This is a genomic window from Natronomonas gomsonensis (assembly GCF_024300825.1).
Taxonomy (GTDB): Archaea; Halobacteriota; Halobacteria; order Halobacteriales; family Haloarculaceae; genus Natronomonas; species Natronomonas gomsonensis.
In genome coordinates this window covers 678,608-693,085 of sequence record NZ_CP101323.1, presented here as the reverse complement: position 1 = coordinate 693,085, position 14,478 = coordinate 678,608, and the positions used below count along the sequence as shown (strand labels likewise).

Annotated in this window: 17 protein-coding genes; 9 read left to right on the top strand and 8 right to left on the bottom strand. The window is 63.6% G+C overall.

Annotated features, from left to right (window positions below; genetic code table 11):
* Positions 1-3 precede the first annotated feature (3 nt).
* Positions 4-1,428 (top strand): M48 family metalloprotease, encoded by a 1,425-nt coding sequence (locus NMP98_RS03845; RefSeq protein WP_254860237.1) that lies wholly within the window; start codon positions 4-6, stop codon positions 1,426-1,428.
* Here NMP98_RS03845 and NMP98_RS03840 read toward each other — a convergent pair.
* From NMP98_RS03840 to NMP98_RS03830, 3 genes are read right to left on the bottom strand one after another with little or no spacing between them, the layout of a single operon-like run.
* Positions 1,400-1,663, bottom strand: coding sequence for a DUF8152 family protein (locus NMP98_RS03840; protein ID WP_254860236.1), 264 nt, complete (start codon positions 1,661-1,663; stop codon positions 1,400-1,402). The two genes, NMP98_RS03845 and NMP98_RS03840, sit on opposite strands and share 29 nt — an antisense overlap.
* Positions 1,660-2,358: a sugar phosphate nucleotidyltransferase gene (locus NMP98_RS03835; RefSeq protein WP_254860235.1), complete on the bottom strand. Its 699-nt coding sequence runs from the start codon at positions 2,356-2,358 to the stop codon at positions 1,660-1,662. Before NMP98_RS03835 ends, NMP98_RS03840 begins: the two co-directional genes overlap by 4 nt.
* Positions 2,359-2,393: 35 nt before the next feature.
* A complete protein-coding gene (locus NMP98_RS03830; RefSeq protein ID WP_254860234.1) occupies positions 2,394-2,552 on the bottom strand; it encodes a hypothetical protein in 159 nt (52 codons plus the stop codon).
* 134 nt (positions 2,553-2,686) lie between these two features.
* On the opposite strand from NMP98_RS03830, the gene NMP98_RS03825 reads away from it, so the two are divergent.
* Positions 2,687-3,583, top strand: coding sequence for an NAD-dependent epimerase/dehydratase family protein (locus NMP98_RS03825; protein ID WP_254860233.1), 897 nt, complete (start codon positions 2,687-2,689; stop codon positions 3,581-3,583).
* Between the two features lie 135 nt (positions 3,584-3,718).
* Entirely contained in the window at positions 3,719-4,183 is a 465-nt protein-coding gene (locus NMP98_RS03820; RefSeq protein WP_254860232.1) for a PadR family transcriptional regulator, read from the top strand.
* Between the two features lie 16 nt (positions 4,184-4,199).
* On the opposite strand, the gene NMP98_RS03815 is transcribed toward NMP98_RS03820, so the two are convergent.
* Genes NMP98_RS03815 through NMP98_RS03795 form a run of 5 tightly spaced genes read right to left on the bottom strand, consistent with a single transcriptional unit; the run spans position 4,200 to position 8,325 of the window.
* Positions 4,200-4,646 carry a DUF7500 family protein gene (locus NMP98_RS03815; RefSeq protein ID WP_254860231.1) on the bottom strand — a complete coding sequence of 149 codons (447 nt, stop codon included), beginning with the start codon at positions 4,644-4,646 and terminating at the stop codon, positions 4,200-4,202.
* The gene (locus NMP98_RS03810; protein ID WP_254860230.1) at positions 4,643-6,604 is read right to left on the bottom strand and encodes a glycosyltransferase family protein; all 1,962 of its coding nucleotides are present in this window, start codon (positions 6,602-6,604) and stop codon (positions 4,643-4,645) included. Before NMP98_RS03810 ends, NMP98_RS03815 begins: the two co-directional genes overlap by 4 nt.
* A complete protein-coding gene (locus NMP98_RS03805) occupies positions 6,601-7,053 on the bottom strand; it encodes a hypothetical protein (RefSeq protein WP_254860229.1) in 453 nt (150 codons plus the stop codon). Before NMP98_RS03805 ends, NMP98_RS03810 begins: the two co-directional genes overlap by 4 nt.
* 6 nt (positions 7,054-7,059) lie before the next feature.
* Positions 7,060-7,647 (bottom strand): flagellin, encoded by a 588-nt coding sequence (locus NMP98_RS03800; RefSeq protein ID WP_254860228.1) that lies wholly within the window; start codon positions 7,645-7,647, stop codon positions 7,060-7,062.
* A 3-nt stretch (positions 7,648-7,650) separates the two neighbouring features.
* A complete protein-coding gene (locus tag NMP98_RS03795; RefSeq protein ID WP_254860227.1) occupies positions 7,651-8,325 on the bottom strand; it encodes a flagellin in 675 nt (224 codons plus the stop codon).
* 214 nt (positions 8,326-8,539) lie between these two features.
* Here NMP98_RS03795 and NMP98_RS03790 point away from each other — a divergent pair, with 214 nt between their 5' ends.
* The 6 genes from NMP98_RS03790 to arlJ are packed head-to-tail and all read left to right on the top strand — an operon-like array spanning position 8,540 to position 14,461.
* A complete protein-coding gene (locus NMP98_RS03790; RefSeq protein ID WP_254860226.1) occupies positions 8,540-9,394 on the top strand; it encodes a FlaD/FlaE family flagellar protein in 855 nt (284 codons plus the stop codon).
* On the top strand, positions 9,394-9,837 hold the full coding sequence (gene arlF / locus NMP98_RS03785) for an archaellum stator protein ArlF (protein ID WP_254860225.1): 444 nt from the start codon (positions 9,394-9,396) through the stop codon (positions 9,835-9,837). The genes NMP98_RS03790 and arlF overlap by 1 nt, the downstream gene beginning before the upstream one ends.
* Entirely contained in the window at positions 9,838-10,302 is a 465-nt protein-coding gene (gene arlG, locus NMP98_RS03780) for an archaellum stator protein ArlG (RefSeq protein WP_254860224.1), read from the top strand.
* On the top strand, positions 10,299-11,039 hold the full coding sequence (gene arlH, locus NMP98_RS03775; protein ID WP_254860223.1) for an archaellum protein ArlH: 741 nt from the start codon (positions 10,299-10,301) through the stop codon (positions 11,037-11,039). The genes arlG and arlH overlap by 4 nt, the downstream gene beginning before the upstream one ends.
* Positions 11,036-12,721, top strand: a complete 1,686-nt coding sequence (gene flaI, locus NMP98_RS03770) for an archaellum flagellar ATPase motor FlaI (RefSeq protein WP_254860222.1) — start codon at positions 11,036-11,038, stop codon at positions 12,719-12,721. Before arlH ends, flaI begins: the two co-directional genes overlap by 4 nt.
* Before the next feature lie 18 nt (positions 12,722-12,739).
* Complete coding sequence (gene arlJ / locus NMP98_RS03765) at positions 12,740-14,461, top strand: archaellar assembly protein ArlJ/FlaJ (protein WP_254860221.1); 1,722 nt, start codon at positions 12,740-12,742, stop codon at positions 14,459-14,461.
* The last annotated feature ends 17 nt before the right edge of the window (positions 14,462-14,478 follow it).

Here is a 14,478-nt window from a genome sequence, read left to right as displayed (position 1 = left end):
ACGATGCGGGTCTACCGCGAGCGTCGACCGCTGGAGTGGCCGCCGGACATCGTCGCGAGACGATTGTTCGAGGACAGCGAGCGACGCGAGCGGACCGAGACTCGCTGCCGTGGCCTCTTTCGGACCGACATTCGAATCGACGAAACCGACGGCGCGGTCGTGACAACGGTTCGAACACCTGGTGCCGGCGTCCTCGCCGCCGTCGCGGCGGTGGTGGCCATCGCCGCCGTGTTCTACCCGTCCATCAGAATCCCGGTACTGTGGTTTTGTGCGCTCGCCGTCGCGGGACCGATGGCACACCTCTTGCCGCCGCTCGACGCCCGTCCGTCGGTCGGCCGCGTCCGGTCGCGACGACTCACCGGAGTTTCGGCACCGGCGTTCGTCGCCATCGTTGGTCTGCTCTGGGTAGGGATTCGCCCGGAACTCGGTGGTGTGGCGACGGTACTCTGTGGTTCCCTGTTGGCTATCGGTACCGGCTGTTACGTGGTTGCAGCGGGCTGGCGAATCGAATCGGTGTCCGCCCTCTGGCTGGCTGTTGCCGGACTCCTTCCGGCGGTCGCGTCGGTATCGAACCTCGCTGTCGCCGCCGCGTTGTTCGGGGATGCCACATCGATGGGCGCCGTCCTCGCGTCGGTCGGCTTCGCGATCTTCTCGTTCCTTCTGGTCGTCGCCTACTGCCTGCTCGTCTACGACGCCGTCGCCGAGGCGTCGTTCGAACCCTTCGCATCCGGGCGGTTTCGGGCCGTCGCGTTCCTCGGCTACTTGCTCGTCGTCGGTGTCCTCTGTCTCACCGCGTTCCGGTTGACGGGCCGAGTTCTCACCACGGCACCGTGGCCCGTCGTGGTGACGGCCCTGTCGCCGTTCGGGCTTCCGGTCGGCGGATGGCTGGCCGACACCGGTGGAACCCTACTCGCTCGCTCGCGGATACTCCATCACGGCGACCGTCGAGACATCGACGGTGTGACACTCCTCGTCGTCAACGCTCCGGGGACACACGTCCGGGCAGTACCGTTTCCACAGTGTGTGGTCGTCACCCGGTCAGTCGTCGAGAGGCTCTCCCGGGAAGAACTCATGGCCGTCATCGCCCACGAACGACACCATCTCCGGGCGCGTGACCGACTGGCCGCAACGCTGGCGACACTCGTGGCAGCACCCGTCGGTCGGAACGCGCTGACGGCATTTCTCGATTATCCAGCTCGCGAACGGGCTGCCGACCGACACGCCGCCGACACTGCCGGCCCGGGGCCGCTCGTCCGGGCGCTTCGACGACTCGGCGGTCCGAGTTCGGGTAAAACCGCTGGTCGGGACCGCAACCCACTGACCGCTCCGTACGCGCTATTCTATGGACCGATAATCGACACCGCAACCTATCGATCCCTAGAGGACCGCATCGCGGCCGTTACTCCTCCGCCAGACGGGCGGCGATAGCCCGGGCGCGCTCGACGTGGTCGTCGGCGTCCGGGTGGCCCGTCTCCTCGATTTTTTCGAGCAGTTCGAGGACGACGGCCGCACGTTGTGTTCGCACCTCGGGGCTGCAGTCCCGCAGGTCGTCGGCGACCGCCTCTGCTTCGCCGAGGAGTCGGCTGGCGCTTCGGTCGACGGGGAGTTCCGCCGTCGCGGCGAGATGTTCGTACAGCGCCGTGGGGTCGGTGGTATCGCTCACAAGGACGCCTCCGCTCGCTCGATGTCTTCGACCGTATTGACATTGACGCGCCAGCCGTCGAGACGAACCGTCTCGACACGGCCGCCGTCGGCCAGGAGCCACTCGATTGCGTCTGCGAGTTCGAACTCGCCCCACTCCGATGGCTCGATTGCGCGACATGCCTCGAAGACGCGTTCGGAGAACGCAAAACAGCCCGTAGTCGCCAACCGCGACGGCGGGTCGTCCGGCTTTTCGACGATGCCGACCACCTCGTCGTCTTCGAGTTCGAGGACGCCGCCACGTCGCGCTCGCTCCGGTGAAACGCGGTCGACGAGCAGCGTCGCATCGGCGTTCGTCTCACGATGCCGTCGGGCGACAGCGCCGACGTTCCCACGAAGTACGTTGTCGCCGTTCAACTGGAGAAAGGGCCCACCGACCGCCGATTCGGCCCGTAGTACTGCGTCTGCGAGTCCATCCCGTTCCGGTTGGTCGACGTACGTTATCGGCGTCCCGCGATACACTGAGCCGTAGTGGTCCCGAATTTGCTTGCCGAGATAGCCGACGACGACCACGTACTCCTCGACGTATGGAGCCAGCGTCCCGAAAACGTGTGTGAGCAGGGGTTTCCCATCCACATCGATGAGCGCCTTGGGTCGGTCGTCGGTGTGTGGACGGAGCCGCGTGCCACGACCGGCGGCGGGGACGACACCTTGCATACTGGCCGTTGGGGTCGCCGCGGGAAAAAGTCCGCCTACCGCTCGGCGACGAGGAACGTCCGGCCGCCCTTCCGCTCGAAGTACACGTCGTCGGCCTCGCGGGCGTACCGCTGGACCCGCGTCGCCGGCAGGTCGCTGACCTCCAAGACGCCGTTGTGAGTCGTTTCAGCCGTCGACTGGGTGTTCGTGGACATACAGATTCCTACCGGCGACAGCAATAAAGGGGTCAGCCTAGTCCGGAGTGAAAGTGAAAGTGTGGGACGGCGTCTCGGCGCCGTCGACGGTGCCACCGGTCGTTATAACACCTCGGCCGCCTCTATCACGGACGATGGAAGACAAATCGGCTCTCGTCACCGGAGGGTCGGGGTTTATCGGCGGCCACATCGTCGAGACACTGTCGGCAGACAACGACGTGGCGGTTCTCGACACCGCCGCGGGCGACCACCCGAACGGGGTGACAGCCATCCACGGGGATATCCGCGACGAAGCGACTGTCGACGCCGCGGTTGAGGGCGTCGATGTGGTGTTCCACGAGGCCGCACTCGTCAGCGTCGCCGAATCGGTCGAACGACCGACCGAGAGCCACGCCATCAACGCGACGGGGACACTCAACGTCTTGGAGGCCGCACGGAAACACGACGCCCGAGTGGTCATCGCCTCCAGCGCTGCGGTGTACGGCGACCCCGAGGAGACGCCAATCGACGAAGGCCAGCGACTCGAACCGACCTCGCCGTACGGCCTCGATAAACTCGCCTCCGACCATTACGCCCGACTGTACGAGGACCTCTACGGACTCGATACCGTTGCTCTCCGCTACTTCAACGTCTACGGCCCGGGACAGACCGGCGGCGACTACGCCGGCGTGATAACCGTGTTCCTCCAGCAAGCCCGAAACGGCGAGCCGATTACGGTCCACGGCGACGGCACCCAAACCCGAGATTTCGTCCACATCGACGACGTTGTTCGTGCGAACCTGCTGGCCGCCGAAACCGACGCAGTCGGCCGGGCCTACAACGTCGGCACCGGAGAGTCGGTTACGATTCGTGAACTCGCCGAACTGATTCGCGACGCCGTCGGCAGCGACTCCGAAATCGTCCACACCGACCCGCGTCCCGGCGACATCCAACACAGCTGTGCCGATATCGGCCGCGCGCGTTCGGCACTCGGCTACGAACCGACCGTCGACCTCGAAGCGGGCCTCCGTACGCTCGTCGACGGGCGCTAATCGCCCCCGTTTCGACCCCCAAGCCGACTCCAATCCGTTTCCGCCCGGGCTTTTTCAGCGGATGAAAACACTAAACCCCAATTATATTGATAGCCGGATGACGGGGAGTATGGTCATCCTACCCAAGGTGAGACGATGAGCGCGAACGGCCAGCAAGGCGTCTCCGTCGAGCAACTGTACCGTGAGTTGACGGATGCCGACCCGGTCGCCGATACCTCAGGAAGTCGGTCGGGGGAAGTCGTCGGTGCGGTGACCGACCAACTGTTTCCCGGCCGCTCGTTCAGTTTCGACGAGCGACTCGTCAAGAACTCACTCGACGAACTCCTCCTCGTGTTAGTGGCGCTGCGAGACGGTGACACCCACGGCAAAGGACTGATGGAAGACCTCTCGCAGGTCTTCGACGCACGACTGAGTCCGGGAACCGTCTACCCGCGGCTCCACGACCTCGAAGCGGACAACCTCCTCGAGATGCACGAACTGGTCCGAACCAAGGAGTACCGACTCGAGGACGACAGCGACGCACGCTCGCACATCGAAACCGCGATGCGACAGCACCTCGCGCTCGGGTTCGTGTTCTACTCGGCGCTCGACGAACTGTAACTCGGCTCTTTCTCCCTTACTCGAGCGACAGCGACGACTCCCTCACCAGAACCGACAGCGCCTCCTCCGGGTCGGCGGTCGGGGCCATCCCCTCGACGTACCACACCAACAGTTCGTCGAACAGTTCCCGAACGTCGTTCGTCGACACCTGGGTTGCCCGAGTCCCCTCCGGCGTTCGCATCGTTACTGCCGCGGCGTAGGCGCCGCTCGGTAGCGGCGCTTCGTCCGTATCGTCGTTCTCCGAGGTGGCGGCTATCGCCGCTTCCTCACCGGCCGCGTTCGGCGAAGAGTCGCCGTCGGGAGCGACCACGAACCGGTTTTCCGCCAACTCCGTCACCTCATCGGGTGGCCCCAACTCGGCGGGGCTGAGAACGCCTTCCGGAGTCTCGTCGAGTCGGTCGCCCGCCTGTCCGTCGTCCGGTTCTCGCTCCGGGTCGTCGGTGTTGTTTCGCTTTCGTGTCATTTGTATGGTAGAACGAACAGTCGTTCGGTCGCGAAGTACGCCAGTCCGGAGGTCAGTACCAACACGACCATCGCGGCGACGGCGACGCCGAGAAGTATCGCGCCGTGTCGGTCGTAGCCTCCCTCGGGGTGGCTACTTGCGAGAAGCGCCCAGCATCCAAGAGCGACGGCCACAGCGAGGTTTACCACCGCGTGGGTCTGCATTCCAGTTCCGGCCGTCACTCCTGTGAGACCGACGGCTGCGAAGGTGAGTCCCCCGACGGTTCCGGCGGAGAGCCCTCCGACGAAGCGCTCCGGGTGCATCGATACCGCCCGTCTGACGACCGCCAACCTGAACACGCCGTATACGGCCAGCGGCGTCATGGGTGCCAGATACCGAACGGTAATCGTCGAGTGCAACGGGAGTCGAGGGAGGTACAGAAGCGTCAGCACAATGCCGAACCCGACTGCGAGGCAGTCGACACCGGCCCGTGGGCCTCGGTGGTCGAGGCCGGCAGCGAGACGGCGCGCGAGCGCGACTGGAGCCGCGAACAACGCCGCGAGCAGCGGTGCCGATTCCAGCAGCGTCAGTTCGACCGTCTCGCCGCCGGTCTGACTGTAGTCGACGCCCGGAATCGTGCCGCTTCGAACGAACACGTGCCAGAGGCGCTCCGCGTTCAACGTCTCGACTGCTCTCGTGAACTGGTCGAGTAGAACGCCGAACGCCGCCGTCACAGAGGACACCACACCTGCAACCAAACGCACGACGACTGCGAGTCGGTCCGGCGCCGATTCGCCGGTGGTCGTCCCTTGCTTTGACTCACTCGTTGAACCGCCGGTTCCCGACCCTCCTCCGGAATCGCTCGCCACCGTCTCGCTTCCGCTACCGGCGCTTCCACCCTCTCCGCCACCGAGGACAGCATCAGCAGTCACGCCGGCCGCGTCAGCCGACTGGAGCATCCGCGGCGGCACGAGCGGGTTCCCCGAAATCACGGCGTTCGTGACGAAGAATGGGACGAGCGAGAGCGTGAACACGCCGCCGATGACTGCGAGGTCGAGGGGACGGTTCCGACGCGCGAACAGCAAATCCAGTGGCGCCAGTACGACGAACAGAGCGAGCGCATCGGGAGCGCTCACCCATGCCAATGCCCCAACAGCAGCATACGACGCTGCGCGCCAGCGTCGTTCGAGTCCCACTGGCCTCTCCCGCGCCCGGGCGAAGCAGTACGCGGCGACGAGCGCGAACAGGGCAACGAAGGCGTGTCGTTTCGGTATCGGCGCCCAGAACGCCACGGTGGCGAGACCTAGCGTCGACACGCCTGCGGCCGCTCCGATTCGTCGGTCGTGAAACCGCGTCAACAGCCGGTAGACGACAACGGGGCACAACGCCGCAGCGACCATCGTCGTGAACTGCAGCGCCAACAGCGGCTCGACACCCGTCGGCAGTTGTGTCGCCGAGAGAACGCCGGCGACGAACAGCAGCGCCGCGATCGAACAGCCGACCAGCGTCCCGACTCGCTCACGGCCGAGCAGTCCGCCGAGGTTTCGCGAGACGCCAGCAACCCCGACACACCACAGTCCAGTGAGTGCGATTCGGAGATCCGCAAACGCCGAGATGGCCTCCAGCACCACCAACGCGGGCAACGACAGCACGATTTGACCGTAGTTCCGGCCATAGAGGGACCCATCCGAGACGTACACGCCCGGCGTCGCCCCGTGGTCGGGGCCGAACGCAACCGTCTGGATGGCGAGGCTCCCATCGGCGACACTCACGAGTGCGTTCACGATGGCGAACGTGTCGATGATGAACACGTCGACGCGCCAGTACAGCGCGTAGAACACGAGCGAACCGAGGAACAGCGTCCATCCGATTCGGTCGCCGAACGCCACCCGAAACACGGTCTCACGCACCGAATCCAGCCGTTCCCAGCCACGGTCACGAGCCGCGAGGAGCCGCTTTCTCGGCGTTTTCGTGCTCACTCCACGTTCACCTCTTTGCGGTCCAGCACGTACGTCTCCCCGTCAACAGTCGCTTCGACGACTAGCGTCGCCGTCTCTTCTCCATCGAGGGCGACCGCCGGTGACAACTCGACCGAACGCGTCTCTCCGGGTGAAACGACCACCGAATCGGTGGCGTTCTCGGAGTCGAGGCGTGCGATCAGCGTCGCTGGCGAGTCACCTGTCTCGACCGAAAAAGAAACCACGACCGTCGCGGAGCCGTCTCCGCGTTCGGTCGTCGTCGAAATCGGGCCCGACGAGAAGCGGCGGTCGGCGTCGAGGCCGTCCGTGCCCGCATCGAAGCCAGTGTACAGTTGGGTCGGTTCGTCCGATTCGGCGAGTGCGGCTCCCGGGACGAAGGGGCCCGCGACCACCGCCGTCGCGGCAACAAGCACACAGAGGCCGAGTACCGAGAGTCGCGTCGCGTTCATTCGGTGTTAGACCGTAACGTAGTCGCGGCCACCGAGGGAGTCGGGGACGTTGACGCCGTAGATGGTCGTCGCACCGGACTGGTCGACAATTCGGAGGGTGGCTTCCTCACCAGCTGCGAGGCCACTTCCGGCCGTGCCATCGCCCTCAATGTTGCTTGTGTCGATGGTAACTGTAATTCGGTCACCATTGTCCGACATAACCGTATCGCTCCCGCTCCCGACGCTACTTGTCCCGAAAGCATCGGACCCAGCACTACCTTGGGTCAGGGTCTGGGTCGCAGTGTCACTTGTGTATTCTATGGTCGCATCACTGAGGTCAAGTGGGTCTGAACCGGCCGACTTCTTGACGACCAAGTCAACCTGATCGACAGCCCCATCGTTGACCGTTCCCGTTGCACTCACGACCGAAATCTGGTTGCCAACTTCGGACTGTGCGTCCTGTCCGGTGTTCTCGGCCTGCGCTTGCAGGAGCCCAGAGGTCTGTACGAGTACGCCCGCCGCAACTGCCGCCACGAGTACGAGCGCAATGAATATGATTAATGTCCCGATACCGACCTGACCGCGGTCGTCCTCAGAGGTGAATTTCTCGAACATTAATTACACCGTGACGTACTTTTTACTGTCGCCGAGCGAGTCAGGGACGTTAACGCCGTAGATAGTCGACGCACCCGACTGGTCGACAATGCGGAGAGTAGCCTCTTGCCCAGCCGGAATTCCGTTACCATCTGTGTCAACGGATGACGTGTCAATAGTGACCTGAATGCGGTCACCGTTGTTTGACATAACCGTGTCGCTACCGCCCGATATCCCGCTCGTGCTAAATGTCTCGGCACCTCCTGCAGAAGTATGGGTGAGCGTCGCAGAGTTACTGGCACTAGTATACTCGATGGTGGCTTGGCTGAGGTCAAGCGGGTCCGACCCCGCGGATTTCTTCACAACGAGGTCAACCTGTTCAACGTGGGTGTTTCCGGTATCGACATGACCCGTTGCACTCACGACTGAAATCTGATTTCCGACTTCGGACTGTGCGTCCTGTCCGGTGTTTTCGGCTTGCGCCTGCAACAGGCCGGAGGTCTGTACGAGCACGCCCGCCGCGACTGCCGCCACGAGAACGAGCGCAATGAATATGATTAATGTCCCGATACCGACCTGACCGCGGTCGTCGTCCGTTGGTTTTGGTATCATTTGTTGTCTCCTGTGTCCCGACCCGTTGCCGGCCGTTCCGGCACGGGCCGAACGGGGCACAACCCCTACTGCCTCGGAAGACTCCATATAAAAAAGAAGTCGGCAACGATTCACACGGCGTATCGACCTGCGTTTCGAGATTCGATACACCCGTCGTAACGCCCTCCGATAGCGAACGGCGGGTAAAGGGGGTCGATGAAGTAGTCCCTCGCGTGCCACGAACATGCGCGGGTCACCCGCGGGTGAGGAGAGACGAACCATGGACATCTTCGAACAGCTGTTCGGCGGAGGGGAACGGAGTATGAGCGATGCCGAACCCGAGGAATCGACTATCGACACCGACCAACCCGAGCCGGACGCCGAGCCCCACGACGACGAGCGAGCGCTTCGTGACCTCGATGTCCGAGTCGGCGATTTGGAGTCGAGTCTCGAACAGACGGAGTCGTCGCTGAAGGCGATTCGGAGCCAGCAGTCTGAACTCTCCGAGGACATAGAGGAGGTCAACGACACCGTCCGGCAGTTGCTCGGAGTGTACGACCAGTTGACCGCCGAATCGAACCCCTTCGAGGATGGAAGTTCTGGAAACGGATTCGGAGTCGTCGAGACGCCCGACGGCGAGGACAGTGACACTGACGCTTCGACTGACGACGCCCACGCTGAGGACCCTCACCAAGACGCCGACGAGGAGGTCGTGACCTTCGAGGACCTGACTGACGGCGAAACCGACGCCAATATCGACCCCGTCGACGACGAGGAGTTCCTGTGGGACGAGGAGCAGTCGGCCGTCGACGACCACGACGCCGAAGAGTACACCGAAGAACGAGGCTCCGAGGAACGGACGGCAGTCCCAGCGGAGGCCACCGCGGAACTCTCCGAGATAGAGGGCGGGTATGCAGCGGACTTACTGGTCTTCGAGTGGCTCTCGGAACTCGTGTGTGCGTCCGGGCCCGCGAGCACGCTGAAAGCGCTTGATTACTACGAGTCCGTCGGCTGGATATCCCCGTCGGTCCGGCGTGAACTCGAAGCGGTTCTCAGTGGGCCACATCTCGATGCCCACGTCGACCCCGGAGAGCCCTCCGAACTCTCGGCGGGCGACCACGCCGACAGTCACGGCTACGTTCGACGACTCGGGGCGCTGGCGGCGATGGACATCTAATGGGGTTCAGTGCGAGCGGCGCGACGGCGGTGATATTCATCGGGCTGTTGGTGAGCGCCGCGACGCTCGTACCGGCGGTGCAGGACGCACGCGAGGCACAGCGCGACGGACTGACGGAACGAGACGACAGGATGCTCGAACAACGCAACACCGACATCGAGGTCGTGGACGCCGTGTACAACGACACCGAAGAGAGACTCGTCGTCCGCCTCGACAACACCGGGACGACGACGCTCGACGCCGAGGAGACGGACCTCCTCGTCGACGGTGAGTACGTCGGCCCCTCCACGACCGTCGACGGCGACGGCACGCGGTCGCTGTGGTCTCCCGGCACGCGACTCGTATTTACCCACGACACGACCACGGCGCCGGACCGCGTCCATGTCGCGACGCGACCGGGTGTCCAGGTCGCGACGAACGTGACCGTGACGGGGGTGAACTGAATGGCGAGCCTCTCCGCGTCTAGTCTCATCCTGTTCATCGCGGCGATTGGCATCGCCGCTGGCGTCTCCGGCGTCATGGTCGACAGCGTCGGCGGCATCTCCGAGTCGATAACTACCCACGGCGACTCCGTCGAGGAGCAACTCGAGACGGACATCACGATTATCAGCGACACCGGGAGCGACGCGATTTACGACGGCACCAACGACACGGTGACCGTCCTCGTGAAGAACACCGGCGCTCGCCCGTTACCGACGGACCCCGACCTCGTCGACGTGGTGTTCGACGGCGAGTACGTCGTCCCGTCGTCGACCACTATCGACGTGGTGAGTACCAACACCGGCACGTGGAAGGAAGGGGAGGTAATCGAACTCGTCATCGATCTCGATGGGAGTCTCGCTACCGGCGAACACCGGGCGACGGTCATCGTCGACGGCGACGAGGAGGTGTTGCGCTTCTACGTATGAGTCACTACTCCATCGGACTGACCGACCGCGACCGGGTGAACCACGCCATCGGCGGCGGACTTCCATCGGGGTCGGTGTGTCTCCTCGAAGGGCGCGACGGCGCCGGCAAAAGCGTCCTCACCCAACGAATCGCCTACGGACTCGTCGAAGAGGGTACCTCGACCGCCGTCGTCTCGACGGAACTCACGGCGAGTGAGTATATCGGACAGATGAACTCGCTGTCCTACGACGTGGTCGACCACCTGCTTGCCGACCGGTTGTTGTTTTTCCACGCGAACGTCGACACCCACGTCGAGGCCGGCGGCCGCGAACGTGGCACGCGCAGACTCATCTCGCGGCTGTTCTCGCCGAGTCCGCTCTGGTCCGGCGACGTTCTCGTCGTCGACGGCTTCGATGCGATGTTGCGGAACGACCCGCGCTTCGACGCCGTCACCGAACGCGGCGAAGAGGACCACGCGATGCAGCGCATCGTCAGCGCGCTCCGACAGCGGACCGCCGACGACCGGACGGTCGTGTTGACGGTCAACCCGGCAACAGTCACGGACCGCGCCCTCCAGCCTCTCCGGGACGTCTCTGACGTGTACCTCCAACTCGAAACATCGACAGTCGGACAGGAAATCAGACAGAAAGCCGTCGTTCGACGGTTCGCCGGCATGAAAAATCCCGTCGACGACACCATCGGCTTCGCGGTCCAGCAGGGCCGCGGCGTCGTCATCGAATCGAGGACCATCGCATGAGCGACCACGGAACACTCCGGATGGGCGACGAACTGCGAGCGTACGTCAAGGAGTACCCACACCTCGCCGACCACCTGGAGACGTTCAACGACCGTACCGGCGAGTATCCGCTTCTCGTCGAGGAACCGGACGACGAACACGACACCCAGCGCCCGAACATCATCTACGCCACCGAACCGCCAGTCTTCGCCCACGTTTACGGCGACACCGGCGTCGAGACGATGTACTACTGCATCGAACCGGCGCTGGACGGGGAGGCCGACGAACAGCGCTACGAGCGGCTTCGAAGCCGGGTGTTGGACCTCTCGGTGACCCGACAGGCACCGTCGACGGATGCCGAGTTCACCGAATTCCTCGATTCGCTCATCGAGGAGACGCTGGTCGTCAACGGCGATGCGACGGCGCTGACGGGTCTCCGCGAGCAGTTCGTCGGCGACCGCATGACCGTCGGCAAAGAGACGTACGACCGACTCCGCTATCGCCTCCAGCGAGACATCGCGGGACTCGGCCCACTGGACCCCGTGATGACCGACCCCGAAAACGAGGACATCCACGTCATCGGTCCCTCGAACTGCTACGTCGACCACGGCACCTTCGGTATGCTGGAAACCACTGTCGACTTCGGCACCCCACGGGAGTTCGAGTCCTGGATTCGCAACATGGGCGAACGGATGAACCACCCAGTCTCCGACTCCCAGCCAATCATCGACTCGACGCTCCCGAACGGCTCGCGTATCAACATCATCTACTCCGACGACGTCTCCATCAAGGGGCCCTCTCTGACCATCCGACAGGGCGAGGACGTGCCGCTGTCCATCCTCCAGATTACGAAGTGGGGGACGCTCTCACCGGAACTGGCGGCGTATCTGTGGCTCTGTATGGAGAACGAACAGACTGTCTTCGTCGTCGGCGAGACGGCTTCCGGGAAGACGACGACGCTGAACTCGATGTTCTCGTTTATCCCACGGGACCACAAAATCTACACGGCAGAGGACACCGCCGAAGTGAAACCACCGCACGAGAACTGGCAGCAACTGCTGACCCGGGAAGGACAGGGCGACGGCTCCGCGGACGTGGACATGTTCGATTTGGTGGCGGCGGCGCTGCGCTCCCGCCCCGATTACATCTGTGTCGGGGAGGTTCGAGGCGCAGAGGCACAGATGGCGTTTCAGGCCGCCCAGACCGGCCACCCCGTCCTCATCACCTTCCACGCCTCCGACATCGTCTCGATGATTCAGCGCTTTACGTCCAACCCTATCAACGTCCCCGAGACGTTCATGGACAACTGCGACGTGGCGCTGTTCCAGAACCGCGTCAAACAGGGCGACGACATCCTCCGACGGGTCACCTCGGTGCAGGAAATCGAGGGCTACTCCGACCACGAGGGCGGCGTCGTCACCCGTGAGGCGTTCGGTTGGGACCCCCGCGACGACGAAGTCGTATTCAAGGGACAGAACAACTCCTACGTCCTCGAAGAGCAAATCGCGACGCTGCTCGGCTACCGCGATACGAGAAAGATTTACGACGAACTGGAGCGCCGTGCAGAGGTCCTCCGGCGGCTCATCGACGCCGACATCCTCGGCTATCACGAGGTCAACGACGCCATCGAGACGTTCCAGCGCGACGGCGTCGAGGCACTACCCATCGACATCGCGGGCCTCTCAGAGGAGGCGAGACCCTAATGTGGGAGGTGAACACCGGTGGCGACTGCTGACGACGAAGACTCCTTCGAGGTCGATTTTCGGGACATCGTCCTCTCGGTGGCGGACTCCTATCGGTACATGGAAATGCCCCTAGAGCAGTACGCGCTGTTCGTGTTGCTCCCCGCTACCGTGTTGGCCATCGGCCTCCCAATCGGAGCGGTGATCGCCGGTGCGCCGCTTGCCATTTCGTTGCCGCTGTCGCTGCTCGGTGCGTTGTCGTTTCTCGGCGCCGTCGCCTACCCGAAGGTGGTTCAGGACCGCAAACGCAAACAGATTCGCGAGCGGTTCCACCTGTTTCTGACACACATCACGGTGCTTTCGATGACGAACATCGACCGCGTGGAGGTGTTCCGCCGACTCTCACACGTCGAGGAGTACGGCGCCCTCGCCGAGGAGATGGGCCGCGTCGTCGCGTTGGTCGACACGTGGAATCAGAGCCTCGACGACGCCTGCCGGCGGCGTTCGAAGCAGGTCCCCTCGGAGTTACTGGAGGACTTCTTCGAACGGTTGGCCTACACCGTCGGCGCTGGACAGAACATGAGCGAGTTCCTCGTCGACGAACAGGACAGCATCATCCAGCAGTTCGTCATTCGGTACGAATCGGACCTCCAGAAACTCGACGTACTGAAGGAGTTGTACCTCTCGATGATGCTATCGACGACGTTCGTCCTCGTCTTCGCGACGGTGCTGCCGTTGCTCATCGCCGTGCCGCCGACGCTTCTGGTCGGCGGCGTCATCGTCATGTTCGTCTTCGTCCAAGGTGGGTTCCTCTTCATCATCCACACCGTGGCCCCACAGGACCCCGTCTGGTTTCACGCCAACGAGGGGCGGTCGCCGATACGTCGAACGTGGCCGTATCTCGGCGTCGGCCTCCTGTTAACTGGCGTTGCACTCGCCGTGGCGTTGCTCTCCTCGTTGGGATACGGGCCGCTTGCGGGCGATACCGTACCGCTGGCGATTTGGATGGGCGTCTGTGTTACCCCGCTTGCCATCCCGGGGCTGGCGATGCGTCGGGAAGAACAGCGCGTAAAGGACCGCGACCAGGGGTTTCCGTCCTTCATCCGTGCGCTCGGGAGCGTCGAGAGCGTCAAACAGTCCTCGACGGCGTCGGTGCTTCGGACGCTCCGTACCAAGGATTTCGGCGCGCTCACACCGAACGTCGACGCCCTCTACAAGCGGCTGAACACTCGCATCGACACCGCCCGGTCGTGGCGACTGTTCGCCATCGAATCGGGGTCGTATCTCATCCAGAAGTTCGGCGACATGTACGTCGTCGGCCGGCGGATGGGTGGCGACCCGAAACAGCTCGGGCAGGTCATCTCGAAGAACTTCCACGAAGTGTTGCGGGTCCGCGAACAGCGAGAGCAGGCGACGACGACGTTCATCGGCGTCGTCTACGGCATCACGGCAGCCGCCATCTTCTCGTCGTTCATCGGGTTGGAAATTGCCGGGCAGATGCTCACCATCGCGGAGGGACTGACCGAAAGCGACAGCCAAATCGCGACGATGCTGTTCAACCCCGACCTCTACGACATCGACCTCATCGAGTTCCTGCTGCTGTTCGTCATCCTCCTGAACGCCTTGCTGTCGTCGCTGATGATCCGGCTGATGGACCGCGGCCACCCCATCTCCGGGTTCCTCCACTTCGTGTTGCTGACGTGGGTCGGCGCGCTCGTCAGCGTCCTCACTGAGTACGTTGTCGGTGGCCTCATCGCGTAGGGCGAGAACTCACTCTT